This window comes from Bradyrhizobium sp. USDA 4503, assembly GCF_054055815.1.
This window is the reverse complement of sequence record NZ_JBSRXS010000001.1, coordinates 6,096,361-6,109,756: the sequence shown is the minus strand read 5'-3', so window position 1 is coordinate 6,109,756 and position 13,396 is coordinate 6,096,361. Positions and strand designations below refer to the sequence as shown.

At 65.9% G+C, this 13,396-nt stretch carries 12 protein-coding genes; 2 read left to right on the top strand and 10 right to left on the bottom strand.

Features of this window, described 5'->3' with window-relative positions; all coding sequences use genetic code 11:
- Positions 1-9 precede the first annotated feature (9 nt).
- Together ACVMIH_RS29075 and ACVMIH_RS29070 are read right to left on the bottom strand one after the other, a co-directional pair.
- Positions 10-738, bottom strand: coding sequence for a nitroreductase (locus tag ACVMIH_RS29075; RefSeq protein WP_082653659.1), 729 nt, complete (start codon positions 736-738; stop codon positions 10-12).
- Positions 714-1,943 carry an ABC transporter substrate-binding protein gene (locus tag ACVMIH_RS29070; RefSeq protein WP_082653660.1) on the bottom strand — a complete coding sequence of 410 codons (1,230 nt, stop codon included), beginning with the start codon at positions 1,941-1,943 and terminating at the stop codon, positions 714-716. Before ACVMIH_RS29070 ends, ACVMIH_RS29075 begins: the two co-directional genes overlap by 25 nt.
- A 232-nt stretch (positions 1,944-2,175) precedes the next feature.
- On the opposite strand from ACVMIH_RS29070, the gene ACVMIH_RS29065 reads away from it, so the two are divergent.
- Entirely contained in the window at positions 2,176-3,153 is a 978-nt protein-coding gene (locus ACVMIH_RS29065; protein ID WP_456864277.1) for a LysR family transcriptional regulator, read from the top strand.
- Between the two features lie 8 nt (positions 3,154-3,161).
- Here the strand turns inward: ACVMIH_RS29065 and pcaG are convergent, their stop codons facing one another.
- The 3 genes from pcaG to pcaF form a co-directional block, all read right to left on the bottom strand.
- The gene (gene pcaG, locus ACVMIH_RS29060; protein ID WP_456864275.1) at positions 3,162-3,764 is read right to left on the bottom strand and encodes a protocatechuate 3,4-dioxygenase subunit alpha; all 603 of its coding nucleotides are present in this window, start codon (positions 3,762-3,764) and stop codon (positions 3,162-3,164) included.
- Between the two features lies 1 nt (position 3,765).
- Entirely contained in the window at positions 3,766-4,467 is a 702-nt protein-coding gene (gene pcaH, locus ACVMIH_RS29055; protein ID WP_168858251.1) for a protocatechuate 3,4-dioxygenase subunit beta, read from the bottom strand.
- Between the two features lie 105 nt (positions 4,468-4,572).
- Complete coding sequence (pcaF, locus tag ACVMIH_RS29050) at positions 4,573-5,781, bottom strand: 3-oxoadipyl-CoA thiolase (protein WP_028337987.1); 1,209 nt, start codon at positions 5,779-5,781, stop codon at positions 4,573-4,575.
- Positions 5,782-5,993: 212 nt separating this feature from the next.
- Here pcaF and mutS point away from each other — a divergent pair, with 212 nt between their 5' ends.
- On the top strand, positions 5,994-8,723 hold the full coding sequence (gene mutS, locus ACVMIH_RS29045; RefSeq protein ID WP_253638115.1) for a DNA mismatch repair protein MutS: 2,730 nt from the start codon (positions 5,994-5,996) through the stop codon (positions 8,721-8,723).
- Positions 8,724-8,815: 92 nt separating this feature from the next.
- On the opposite strand, the gene ACVMIH_RS29040 is transcribed toward mutS, so the two are convergent.
- The 5 genes from ACVMIH_RS29040 to ACVMIH_RS29020 all read right to left on the bottom strand — a co-directional run bounded on the left by ACVMIH_RS29040 (position 8,816) and on the right by ACVMIH_RS29020 (position 13,259).
- Positions 8,816-9,613, bottom strand: coding sequence for a hypothetical protein (locus ACVMIH_RS29040; protein WP_229193477.1), 798 nt, complete (start codon positions 9,611-9,613; stop codon positions 8,816-8,818).
- 169 nt (positions 9,614-9,782) lie between these two features.
- The gene (locus ACVMIH_RS29035) at positions 9,783-10,292 is read right to left on the bottom strand and encodes an OsmC family protein (RefSeq protein WP_076824652.1); all 510 of its coding nucleotides are present in this window, start codon (positions 10,290-10,292) and stop codon (positions 9,783-9,785) included.
- 157 nt (positions 10,293-10,449) lie between these two features.
- Positions 10,450-11,235: an ABC transporter ATP-binding protein gene (locus ACVMIH_RS29030; protein WP_456864273.1), complete on the bottom strand. Its 786-nt coding sequence runs from the start codon at positions 11,233-11,235 to the stop codon at positions 10,450-10,452.
- Entirely contained in the window at positions 11,235-12,068 is an 834-nt protein-coding gene (locus tag ACVMIH_RS29025) for an ABC transporter permease (protein WP_229192247.1), read from the bottom strand. The genes ACVMIH_RS29030 and ACVMIH_RS29025 overlap by 1 nt, the downstream gene beginning before the upstream one ends.
- A 216-nt stretch (positions 12,069-12,284) precedes the next feature.
- Positions 12,285-13,259, bottom strand: coding sequence for an aliphatic sulfonate ABC transporter substrate-binding protein (locus tag ACVMIH_RS29020; protein ID WP_057015402.1), 975 nt, complete (start codon positions 13,257-13,259; stop codon positions 12,285-12,287).
- Positions 13,260-13,396 lie beyond the last annotated feature (137 nt).

Here is a 13,396-nt window from a genome sequence, read left to right as displayed (position 1 = left end):
CTCTCCTGTCTAATCCTCGAAACCCTTGAAGGAGGCGAATGCCTCCAGTTCCGCGCGCGGCATCAGCCGCGTGCGCGACCGCTCCCTGGGGTGGCCCATCGAGATCCCACAGGCCACCATCTGCTCGGCGGGCATCGACAGCAGCGGACGCAAGATCCGATGGAATCTGGCGAAGGTCTCCTGCGGACAGGATTGCAGCCCGCGTCCGACCGCCGCCAGCATCACGTTCTGGATGAACATGCCGAGATCGAGCCAGCTTCCCATCGCGAGACGCCGATCGATGGTGACGATCAACCCAACCGGCGCGCCGAAGAACATGAAGTTCTTTGCGGTCTGCCGGCTCCTCGCCGCAGCGTCGCTTTGCGCGATCCCGAGCGAGTCATAGAACAATCGCCCGAACTCCTGACGACGGCCGAGATACGGCTCGGGGAAAGCGCTGGCGTAGTATTGATATTCGGAGACGTGCTCGTTCGGCTCGTTCTCATACGCATCCAGCAGCGCAGCCGACACCTCGGTCTTGGCGGCGCCGGCGAGCACGTAGACGTGCCAGGGCTGGATGTTCGCGCCGCTCGGCGCGAACCGCGCCACGCGCAGGATCTGCTCGATGGTCGATCGGGAGACCGGACTGCCGGAGAACTCGCGGCACGACAGCCGGCCGGCGATCACCTCGTCGATTGGATTGCGTGCGGCTCCGCACGCCACATCCCGGTCGATCACGACTTCTTCACGAGCGAGCATCCGCCGTCCTCCATCGGTCTGAAGGCCTCTTCACCCGGGATGGTGGCCAGCAGCTGGTAGTAGTCGAACTGGTATTTCGACTCTGCCGGCGACTTGACGCGGAACAGATACATGTCGCGGACCAGCCGGCCGTCGGGACGGATCCTGCCGTTGCGGGTCATGAAATCGTTGACCGGCAATTCGCGCATCTTGGCCGCGACCGTCGGCCCATCAAGCGTGCCGGCGGCTTCGACCGCCTTGAGGTAGTGCATGACAGCACCATAGGTGCCGGCGTGGATCATGGTGGGCACCTTCTTCGTCTTCTCGATGAAGCGCTTCGACCACGCCCGCGTCTCGTCGTTGAGATCCCAGTAGAACGCCGAGCTCAGCATCAGGCCTTGCGCACTCTGCAGCCCAAGGCTGTGAATGTCGGCGATGAAGACGATCAGGCCGGCAAGCTTCTGCCCGCGCGTCACCCCGAACTCGCCGGCCTGCTTCACGGCGTTGATGAAGTCGCCGCCGGCGTCGGCGAGCGCGATCACGTCGGCCCTGGAGGCCTGCGCCTGCAGCAGGAAGGACGAGAAATCGGGCGTGTTGATCGGGTGTTTCACGGCGCCGACCACCTTGCCGCCGGTCGTGTCGATCACCTTGCGGCTGTCGGCCTCGAGCTGCGCACCGAGCGAGTAGTCGGCCGAAAGAAAGAACCAGGACCTGGCGCCGAGGCGCGAAATCGCCCTCGTCGTCCCCTGCGACAGCGCATAGGTATCGTAGGTCCAGTGGATGCCGGTCGGCGAGCACTCGTCGCCGGTCAGCCGGGACGTTGCCGCGCCGGTGGCGAGAAACAGCTTCTTCTTGTCGCGCGTGATGCCCTGGACCGCCAGCGCGACCGCGGAATTCGGGACATCGAGAATGGCCTCGACATTGTCGTTCTCCAGCCAGCGCCGGGCAATCGCCGAGCCGGTATCCGCCTTGTTCTGATGATCGCCGGCAACGATCTCGATCGGGCGGCCCAGCACCTTGCCCTTGAAATCGTCCACCGCCATTTGCGCCGCGACCACCGAGCCCTCGCCGCCATTGTCAGCGTACAGCGACGACATGTCGGTCAGCACGCCGAGCCTGACCGGCCCGTTCTGTGCAATCGCCGACGTCGCCGTCGCCACCAGCATCAACGCCAGTCCGATTGATTTACGCGCGCCACTTCGGGCCAACATCACCCAGGCCTTCATCGCTCTTCTCCTCCCAACCCGGCGCCGGCAATCTTGGCCAGAACGCCGCGTTGCGGAAGTGAAAGTCTTGCAGAGTGATCCTGAACCGGCTTCAGATGGCAGGTGGTGACGACACGGCTATACGCTCGTGGAGAATCCGCTCGGTTGCATCCGCCAGACGCCTGGCCTTAACTGCCGTCGATCGCGGAATTTTGCCGAGACGAGCGATCTGCCATAGACGGGGACTCTCAGCGTGTCCGTTTCCTTCAAGACTCTGGACCTGAACCTGCTCAAGGTGTTCGACGCCGTCGTGGAGGAGCGCAGCGTGCTGCGGGCCAGCCAGAAGGTCGCGCTGAGCCAGTCCGCAGTTAGCCACTCGCTCGCGCGGCTGCGCGAGATGCTGGACGACGAGCTGTTCGTTCGCACCGCCACCGGCATGCAGCCGACCGCGCGCGCATTGACGATGGCCCCGCAGGTTCGCCAGGCGCTGCGATCGCTGGAGGCTGCGGTCGAGCTGCCGACCTTCGCTCCGGCGGTCTCGACCAAGCCGTTCACGCTGGCCGCGAACGACTTCACGACCATGGTGCTGGCGCCGCCGCTGCTGAAGATCTTGGGCCGGGAGGCCCCGTCGATCGATCTCACGATCAAGCCGGTGACCCGAATCGATCTTGCCGAGCAGATCGACCTCGGCCGCATCGACGTCGCGATCGGCGTGTTCTCGTCGCCGCCGAGCCGCTTCCGCACCGCGCTGCTGTTCGAATATGACGATGTGCTGATCGTCGGCAAGAAGCGCAAGCTCGACCGGCTCGACAAGGCGAAGCTCGCTATCTTGCCGCTGGTCGTCGTGTCCTTCGGCGGCGAGCAGGAGGGCGCGATCGGCGGCTTCATTTCCGAACGCGGGCTTGCCCGGCGTTCGGAGATGTACGATCGCCCCGCGCTCGAGCGCGCGCTGGCCGACAGCGACCGGCCGCCGCGGATCGCGGTCTCGCTGCCGCATTTCCTGGCCCTGCCCGCGCTGCTGGTCGATTCCGAATTGGCGGCGATCGTGCCGCGGCCGCTGGCGCGCGCGCTCGAACAGGCACATGCGATCACGACCCACGAGCTGCCCTACACCACGACACCCGTGGAGGTTCGGCTGCTCTGGCACGAACGCGTCGAGGACGAGCCTTCGCACGAATGGCTTCACGAGGTGCTCCGGCGCGCCACCGAAGAGCTGCGGCGCGGCGGCTAGCGGCCGGGCTAGACGTCGAAAAACACCGTCTCGTTGTCGCCCTGCAGATGGACGTCGAAGGTGTAGACGTTGCCCGCGCCGGCCTTGCGCTTGGCGATCAGCGTCGCGCGTCGATCGGCCGGCACCAGCGCCAACGTGGAATCAGCCGCGTTGCCGGCTTCGTCGTCGAAATAGATCCGGGTGTAGAGGTGCAACAGCATGCCGCGCGCGAACACCGCGAGCCCGATATGCGGCGCCTGCGGCTTGCCGTCGGCATCCGGCACCACGCCCGGCTTGATGGTGTCAAACGAGTAACCACCGCTCTTGTCGGTGCCGCAACGGCCAAAGCCCTTGAAGCTCGAATTGGGCAGCGCGCGCGCATCCTGCGGATCGGAGAAGCGGCCCTGGCTATCGGCCTGCCAGATCTCCAGCATGCAGTCCGGGATCACGGCGCCGTCGCCGTCATAGACCTTGCCCTCGACGCGGATGCGCTCACCCGAGACGTCAGGCGTCAGAAGGTTGTTGGTAAAAGCGTCGTTCCATTCATATTCGCCGTTCGGCGTCAGGCCATACTTGAAATAGGGGCCGACGGTCTGCGAAGGCGTGATTCCATCAGGACGCGGGTTCGACACGTTACTTGGTCTCCATCGGCGTGGCACTCTGCCCGCGCAGCACGATATCGAAGCGGTAGCACAGCGCCCATTCCGGCTTGGTGTTCTCGAGATCGAACGACGAGATCATCCGCGCCCGCGCCTTCTCGTCCGTCACCGAGTTGAAGATCGGATCGAACGGGAACAGCGGATCGCCCGGGAAGTACATCTGGGTCACCAGCCGCGAGACGAACGAGTGGCCGAACACCGAGAAGTGGATATGCGCGGGCCGCCAGGCGTTATGGTGATTGCCCCAGGGATAGGCGCCGGGCTTGATGGTGATGAACTTGTAATAGCCCTTGGCATCGCTCTGGGTGCGGCCGGCGCCGGTGAAGTTGGGATCGAGCGGCGCCGGGTGCTGATCGACGACATGAATGTAGCGGCCGCAGGCATTGGCCTGCCACAGCTCGACCAAGGTGTTTGGCACGCCGCGGCCGTCCTCGTCGAGCACATAGCCGTGCACGATGATGCGCTCGCCGAGCGGCTCGCCTTTCGCCTGGATGGTGAGGTCGTTGTCGTGCGCGCGCACGGTCTCATGACCATAGACCGGCCCGGTCAGCTCCGAGAGCGTGTGCCGCATCGGGATCAGCGGCTTCTGCGGCGAACGCTTCACGGTGGAGCGATAGTCCGGCGACAGCCGCGCCGGATGGGCCGCAAGCGATTGCAGCGGGTACAACAAGGTCATGGCGAATTCCTCCGCGGCCCACGCGCCCGGTGAGCTCACGTCAGATCATTATAATGCATAACCAATTTGGGGAAGGGCTGTTTTCAGCCCCTCCAAACCATTGGCTTAATTAAGTTTTTCGATCGCGACCGCAACGCCCTGACCGACTCCGACGCACATAGTTGCCAAGGCAAGCTTCCCGCCCCGCTTCTCCATGCCGTGCACGGCGGTCAAGACCAGCCGCGCGCCGCTCATGCCGAGCGGGTGGCCGAGCGCGATCGCACCGCCATGCGGATTGACGAAATCGGCGTCTTCCTTGACGCCGAGCTGGCGCAGGCAGGCGATACCCTGCGAGGCGAAGGCCTCGTTGAGCTCGATCAGGTCGAAGTCCGACACCTTGATGCCGAGGCGTTCGACCAACTTCTTCGTTGCCGGCACCGGACCGATGCCCATGATGCGCGGCGGCACCGCGGCCGAGGCAAGGCCGAGGATTTTTGCGCGCGGCGTCAGGCCGTGCTTCTTCACCGCGGCTTCGGAAGCGAGGATCATCGCGGCGGCGCCGTCATTGACGCCGGACGCGTTGCCCGCGGTCACTGTGCCCGGATTGCGCACGATCGGCTTCAGCTTGGCGAGACCTTCGAGCGTGGTCTCCGGACGCGGATGCTCGTCCTTGTCGACGGTGATCGGGCCGGCCTTGCCGCCGGGCACTTGGATCGGAACGATCTCCTCGGCGAAATAGCCCGACGCAATCGCCGCGCCCGCACGCTGCTGCGAGCGGATCGCCATCGCATCCTGATCGGCGCGCGACACCTGGAATTCCTCAGCGACGTTCTCGCCGGTCTCCGGCATCGCATCGACGCCGTACTGCGCCTTCATCAGCGGATTGATGAAGCGCCAGCCGATTGTGGTGTCGTAGATCTCGGACGAACGCGAGAAGGCTTCCGCGGCCTTGCCCATCACGAACGGCGCGCGCGTCATCGATTCGACGCCGCCCGCGATCGCGAAATCGATCTCGCCGGCGCGGATGGCGCGGCCCGCAGCGCCGACTGCATCGAGGCCGGAGGCGCAGAGCCGGTTCAGGGTCTGGCCGGGAACCGACTCCGGCATGCCTGCGAGCAGCAGCGCCATGCGCGCGACGTTGCGGTTGTCTTCGCCGGCCTGGTTGGCGCAGCCGAAATAGACCTCGTCAACCTCGTTCCAATTGAGCGTCGGGTGCTTGGCCATCAGCGCCTTGATCGGGGCCGCCGCGAGATCGTCGGCGCGCACCTTGGCGAGCGAGCCGCCGAAACGGCCGATCGGGGTCCGAACGGCATCGCAAATGAACACATCACGCATTGAATCTCTCCCTGAATGCCGCGACTTAGGCGCTGGATCGGCTGGAACTTGAGATCGGTTTTAGGAGCGTGCCCGCGGCAGGTCAATTGATGCGGCTGCGTGCCCCGCACGCATTGCCGTGAGGGCTGACATAATTGGCACCGTGGACAGGGTGGAAAACCCCGACCTCGCGGATAGGACCGCGCGACGAAATTTTGTAGTTTCCGCCCCTCATGACAGTCCAGCAGCCCATCCCCGTTCCGCCCGAGCCCGCTCCTGCCGCCGAGGCGCCGTCGCGCGTCACGCCGATGATGGAACAGTATCTGGAAATCAAGGCCGCCCATCCCGGCCTGCTGCTGTTCTACCGGATGGGCGACTTCTACGAGCTGTTCTTCGAGGATGCGGAGATCGCCTCCCGGACGCTCGGCATCGTGCTGACCAAGCGCGGCAAGCATCAGGGCATGGACATCCCGATGTGCGGCGTTCCGGTCGAACGCTCCGAGGATTACCTGCATCGCCTGATCGGCGCCGGCCATCGTGTCGCGGTGTGCGAGCAGACGGAAAATCCCGCGGAGGCCAAAGCCCGAGGCAACAAAAGCGTGGTCCGCCGCGGCGTGGTGCGGCTGGTGACGCCGGGCACGCTGACCGAAGACACCCTACTCGACGCCCGCACCAACAATTACTTGATCGCGATCGCGCGCGCCCGCGGCTCGGCCGGTGCGGATCGTCTTGGCCTTGCCTGGATCGACATTTCGACCTCCGAATTCATGGTGACGGAGTGTGCGACCGCGGAGCTCGCGGCGACGCTGGCGCGCATCAATCCGAACGAGGCCATCGTCACCGATGCGCTCTACAGCGACAGCGAGCTGGCGCCGACCTTGCGCGAACTGCCGTCGGTGACGCCGCTGACGCGCGACGTGTTCGACAGCGCCACCGCCGAGCGGCGGCTGTGCGACTATTTCGCGGTCGCGACCATGGACGGCCTGTCAGCGATGTCGCGACTGGAGGCGACCGCCGCGGCCGCGGCCGTCACCTATATCGACCGCACCCAGGTCGGCAAGCGTCCGCCGCTGTCGCCGCCGGCGCGCGAGGCCGCCGGCACCACGATGGCGATCGATCCGGCGACCCGCGCCAATCTCGAACTGACGCGCACGCTGGCCGGCGAGCGCCGCGGCTCGCTGCTCGATGCGATCGACTGCACCGTCACCGCGGCGGGCTCGCGCCTCCTGGCGCAGCGCCTTGCCGCGCCGCTCACCGACGTCGCCGTGATCGCGCGGCGGCTCGATGCCGTCTCGGCCTTCGTCGCGGATTCCGCGGCGCGCGAGGACGTCAGGACCGTGCTGCGCGCGGCGCCCGACATGTCGCGCGCATTGGCGCGGCTCTCGGTCGGCCGCGGCGGCCCGCGCGACCTCGCCAGCCTGCGCGACGGCATCCTCGCCGCCGACCAGGCGCTGGAGCTGCTGGCGCAGCTTTCCAATCCGCCGGCCGAGGTTTCGACCGTGATGGCGGCGCTACAGCGCCCCTCGCGCGATCTGGCGCAGGAATTCTCCCGCGCACTCTCCGAGCAGCTTCCGCTGATCAAGCGCGACGGCGGTTTCGTCCGCGAGGGTTATGAGGCCGCGCTCGACGAAAGCCGCAATTTGCGCGACGCCTCGCGCCTCGTCGTCGCCGCGATGCAGGCGCGTTATGCCGAGGATACCGGCATCAAGACGCTGAAGATCCGGCACAACAACGTGCTCGGCTATTTCGTCGAGGTCACCGCGCAGCACGGCGACAAGCTGTTCGCGCCGCCGCTGAATGCAACCTTCATCCATCGCCAGACGCTGGCCGGGCAGGTCCGCTTCACCACCGCAGAGCTCGGCGAGACCGAAGCCAAGATCGCCAATGCCGGCGAGCGCGCGCTCAATCTCGAGCTCGAGATCTTTGAACGCCTGAGCGCGATGGCGCTCGCGGCGAGCGATGATCTGCGCAATGCCGCGCATGCCTTTGCGATGCTCGACGTCGCGACGTCATTGGCCAAGCTTGCGATCGACGACAATTACGTGCGGCCTGATGTCGACGGCTCGCTCGGTTTTGCGATCGAGGGCGGCCGGCATCCGGTGGTCGAGCAGGCGCTGAAACGCGATGGCCAGCCGTTCATCGCCAATGCCTGCGACCTGTCGCCGGCGCCGGGCCAGAAATCCGGCCAGCTCTGGCTGATCACCGGTCCGAACATGGCCGGCAAGTCGACCTTCCTGCGCCAGAACGCGCTGATCGCGCTCTTGGCACAGATCGGCTCTTACGTGCCGGCGTCGCGAGCGCGGCTCGGCATCGTCGACCGGCTGTTCTCGCGCGTCGGCGCCGCCGACGATCTGGCGCGGGGACGCTCGACCTTCATGGTCGAGATGGTCGAGACCGCGGTGATCCTGAACCAGGCCAGCGAACGGTCGCTGGTGATCCTCGACGAGATCGGCCGCGGCACGGCAACGTTCGACGGGCTGTCGATCGCCTGGGCCGCGATCGAGCATCTGCATGAGAGCAACCGCTGCCGCACGCTGTTCGCGACGCATTATCACGAGCTGACCGCGCTCTCGGCGAAGCTGCCGCGGATGTTCAACGCCACGGTGCGGGTCAAGGAGTGGCAGGGCGACGTCGTGTTCCTGCACGAGGTGCTGCCGGGCTCGGCCGACCGCTCCTACGGCATCCAGGTCGCAAAACTCGCCGGCCTGCCGCCGGCCGTGATCACGCGCGCCAAATCGGTGCTGGCAAAACTCGAAGCCCAGGACCGCGGCCAGACCGCGCGTGCCTTGGTCGACGATCTGCCGCTGTTCGCCGTCCCCTCCCGCGCCGCCAGCGAGGACAAACCGCCGAGCGAGGCGGATCTGCTGGTCGAGGCGGTGAAGGCGCTGCATCCCGACGAGATGTCGCCGCGCGAGGCGCTGGATGCGCTGTATGCGTTAAGGGCAAAGCTGCCGAAGGGGTAGCTCCTGTCGTCATTCCGGGATGGTCCGAAGGACCAGACCCGGAATCTCGAGATTCCGGGTTCGATGCTTCGCATCGCCCCGGAATGACGGCGTCAACGTTTTACTTTCCTCCGCCCGATCTGCCACAGCACCAGATTCCAGACGATGCAGGTGGCGAGCGCGCAGCAAAGGCCGATTGGCGAGCCGAGTTGCAGCACCGCGACGTGCAGCACCGCAACCCCGAGGCCAAAGCCCATCAAGCCCCAGGCGCTGTTGGCGAGCACGGCGGCAGTTGCGGGGCCGCCGATGCGCGGATGCAGAATCAGCATCATCGAGGAGAATACGATCGGAAACAGCGCCATCACGCCGGTGACGCGCGGGCCGACCCAGCCTGACGCCGTGACCACGGTGCCGACCAGGCTTGCGACCAGCGCGGCGCGCAGCGGAATGTCGTACCAGCGCCGCGCGATCAGCGGCATTTTCGCGACGTGCCGATAGGGTCTCAGCAGCGGGATGCAGATCGCAAAGGTGATGGCGTTGACGATCAGCCCGGCGGCGAGCGACCACTCGAACTGGCGGATGATGGTGGCGAGCACCAGCCACACCGCGATCGCGCTGCCCGCGCTGATCCACATGCTGAAGCGCTGCGCCAGCACGGCGTAGGTCAGGCCCATATAGATCGTGGCGGCGTTGACCGGCAGGCTCGCCAGCGCCCCCTCGGCGATGAAGGCGGCGTCATGGTCGAGCGCGAGGAAGGTGTAGGACGGCCCGGCCGAGATCGGCAGGGTTGCGATCAGCGCGCCGATCACCGGTCCCGAACGCTCCGTGATGATGGACGCGCTGACCACGAATGCGGCCGCAACCGCCATGCGCAACACGAGGATCAGGACGAAGTGGAGTTCGGGGGACATTTGTTCCGTCGTCCCGGCCTAGTGCGCAATTGCGCACGGGGGCCGGGACCCATAATCACGACTGGGCGTGAGGAGCGAAAGCCGTCGGACAGCGCGGCTTGAACCGATGGGACACGGCGTATGGGCCCCGGCTCCCGTGCGCAATTGCGCACTAGGCCGGGGCGACGCGCTAAACCCGCTGCATCGTCACCGAAACCTTCGGGCCGTTCTTGATGGTCTGATAGACCACGCAATAGCGCTCGGTGAGTTTCAGCAAGAGATCGAGCTTGTCCTGCGGCGCGTCGGTGCCGATCTCGAAGCGGAGGCGGATCTCGCGGAAGCCGACCGGGGTCTCCTTGTCGACGCCGAGCGTGCCGCGGAAATCGAGATCGCCCTCGGCGAAGACATTGCCAGGCTTCAGCGGCACGTCGATCGCGGTGGCGACCGATTTCAGCGTGACGCCGGCGCAGGCGACCAGCGCTTCCAGCAGCATGTCGCCGGAGCAAAGCTCGAGCCCGGAGCCGCCGGTAGCGGGGTGGAGGCCGGCGATCGCGAGCGCACGGCCAGTCTCGACCTTGCAGGCGATGCTCTCATTGTCGATCGATCCCTTGGCCTTCAGCGTGATCACGGCGGCCTGGGGGTCGGTCTTGTAGCGCTCCTTGATCGGAGCCTGCATTGCGCGGAGTTCGGCGGAGTCCATGGGTCTGCTCCCGGCTATTCTTCTTAAAGCGCGATGAGACTCAGGCTGAAATCGTCATCGCGCTTTAGATTCTTGTTTTAGCATGATCTTTTCGGAAAACCGCTTCACACTTTTCCGGATCATGCTCTAGCCGATGTAAGGCCTTAAGGAGCGGATGTCACCACCACATCGCCTCGCCGGCGCTGGATTTGTCGGTGACGTCCCGCACCGTGCGGTCCAGCGAGCGGTCGAGCGCGGTCAGCACGCGGCGCTTGAAGGTGTCGAACAGCTCCGATTTGCGGTCGCGCGGCCGCGCCAGGTTGATGGTGATCTCCTCGAACAGCCGGCCCGGCCGCGGCCGCATCACCAGCACGCGGTCGGCGAGCACCACGGCCTCGTCCACGTCGTGGGTGACCAGGATCAAGGTCGGCCGCGTGTCGGCCCACAGATCGAGCAGATGATCCTGCAGATCGCGCCGCGTGAAGGCATCGAGCGCCGAGAACGGCTCGTCGAGCAGCAGCACTTCGGGCTGCGGCACCAGCGCGCGGGCGATCGCGACCCGCTGCGCCTGGCCGCCGGACAATTCGCGCGGCCAGGCCGCGGCCTTGTCGGCAAGGCCGACGCGGGCGAGCGCCGCCACGACGCGCGCGCGCCTCGCCTCGGCCGGAAGGTCGGCGAGGCCGAAGCCGATATTGTCGGCGACGCTGAGCCAGGGCAGCAGCCGCGGCTCCTGGAAGATGATCCCGATCTTGGCGTGCGGCGAGGTGATCTCCGCATTGTCGAGCGTCACGCTGCCCGTGCTGGCGCGATCGAGGCCGGCGATGGCGCGCAGCAGCGTCGACTTGCCGCAACCGGAGCCGCCGATGATCGCGATGATCTCGCCGGGCGCAATCTCGGCCGAGAACCGCTCCAGCGCGTGGACGCCGTTCGGATAGGTCTTGCCGACTGCTTTGAGCGCCAGCATTACTGCCCTCCCCGCGCGCCGAACGCGTCCTGCCAGCGCAGCAGCGGTGCGGCGGCGACCTCGATCAGCCAGTCGGTGAGCTTGCCGAGAATCGCGAAGATCACGATCGCGGCGAGGATCTGCGCCGGCTTGCCGAGCTGCTGGCCGTCGAGCAGGAGGTAGCCGAGGCCTTCGGAGGCGCCGATCAGTTCGGCCGCGACCACGAACATCCACCCCAAACCGAGCCCGACCCGCAGCGCAACCACATAGGCCGGCAGCACGGCGGGCAACAGGATGCGGCGGATCATCGCCGGTCCGGACAGGCGGAACACGCGGCCGACCTCGACGATCTTGCGATCGACCGACAGGATTGCGCCCATCACGCCGAGATAGATCGGAAAGAACACGCCGACCGCGATCAGCGCGACCTTCGAGGTCTCGAAAATGCCGAGCCAGAGCACGAACAGCGGCACCCAGGCGAGCGAGGGGATCGCGCGCAGCGCCTGCACCGTCGGATCGAGCAGCCGCTTGGCGAAATCCCAATAGCCGGAGATCGCGCCCATGATGGTCCCGGCGACGACACCGAGCGCAAAGCCCGCGCCCACGCGCCACAGCGTCGCGAGGATATGGCGCGACAGCTCTCCGCTCTTGGCGAGCTCGACGATGGTCTCGAACACCTTTGACGGAGGCGGCACCAGGCGGCCGTTGGAATAGCCGAGAGAGACGACGAGTTCCCAGCCCAGCGCCAGCGCAATCGGCAGCACGAGCCCGAGCACCGGGCGCGCATAGCGTGACCACCGCGCAGGTGCACCGGGCGGGGCCGTCTGTTCCAGCGCGGGCAGGTCAACGGTCATGGCCATAGCAACAACTATTCTTCCGGCGGGATTGCAAGGCGGAGCGCGCCTAACTCCATCCACGTCGTCCCGGCGAAGGCCGGGACCCATAACCACAGGGCGTGGTAATCAAGCGAGCTGGGGCCACAGCCTTGTTCAACAATAAAGCCCTGTGGTTATGGTCCCGGGTCGCGCTTCGCTTGCCCGGGACGACGGAGGTTAGTTTAACGACAGCGGTTAGTTGGTGGGCAGCGGGACCTGATCGTCGACCAAGGAATCCAGCGCGGCCTTGACGTCGGTCTTGGCGTCGATCACGCCCGCCTGCTGCAAGGCGAGGCCGGCGGCGAGGATCGATTCGCGCTGGGCACTGCCGATCCGGCTGTGGGTCAGCTCGGTGCGCTCCTTGAGCTGCTTGTCGACCACGGCGTCCGGCAGCTTGGTGACGGCGATGAAGGTCTTCTTCAGCTCGTCATAGTTGGCCAGCGAATATTTCCGCGCTTCCTCGTACGTCGCGAGCACGCGGCGGACGATATCCGGATGCGCCTTCAGGAACTCCTCGCGCACATTGAGGATGCCCCAGGTGTTGGCTTCCGCCTTGCGGTAGAACAGCTTTGCACCGTCCTCGACCTCCGCCTGCGCCATCATCGGATCGAGACCGGCCCAGGCGTCGACGTCGCCGCGGATCAACGCGGTCTTGCCGTCGGCGTGCTGCAACAGCACCGGCGTGATGTCCTTTTCGGTGAGACCGGCGCCGAGCAGCGCACGAACCAGGAAGATGTGCGGATCGGTGCCACGCGTCACCGCGACGCGCTTGCCCTTGAGGTCGGCGACGGACGCGATCCTGGAGTCCTTGGTCGTGACCAGTGCGGTCCATTCGGGACGCGAATAGACATAGATCGACTTGATCGGGTTGCCGTTGATCTTCGCGACCAGCGCCGCCGAACCCGCGGTCGAGCCGAGATCGATCGAACCGGCGTTGAGGAATTCGAGCGCCTTGTTGGAGCCGGCCGACTGCACCCAGACGATGCTGATGCCGTCCTTGGCGAATTCCTTTTCCAGGAGGCCCTTCTGCTTCAGGACCATCGACACCGGATTGTAGGTCGCCCAGTCGATCCGGATCTCCTTCAGCGCGTCGGCGGCGCGCGCCGCGCCGGGCAGCAAGGTCGAGACCGCGAGCAGCGCAGCGAACGTGCGCCGGGAAAATTTTTGCATTCGTCGACCCCCTCGATCAGTTTTATGAAACAATCTTTTATTTCAATGAGTTAGCCTTGCGGTCAACGAGAAAATCTCTACCCTTTACGGGATGGCGCGAGAACGATCTTGCTCGAAGCGCCGCCATGAGAGCATGG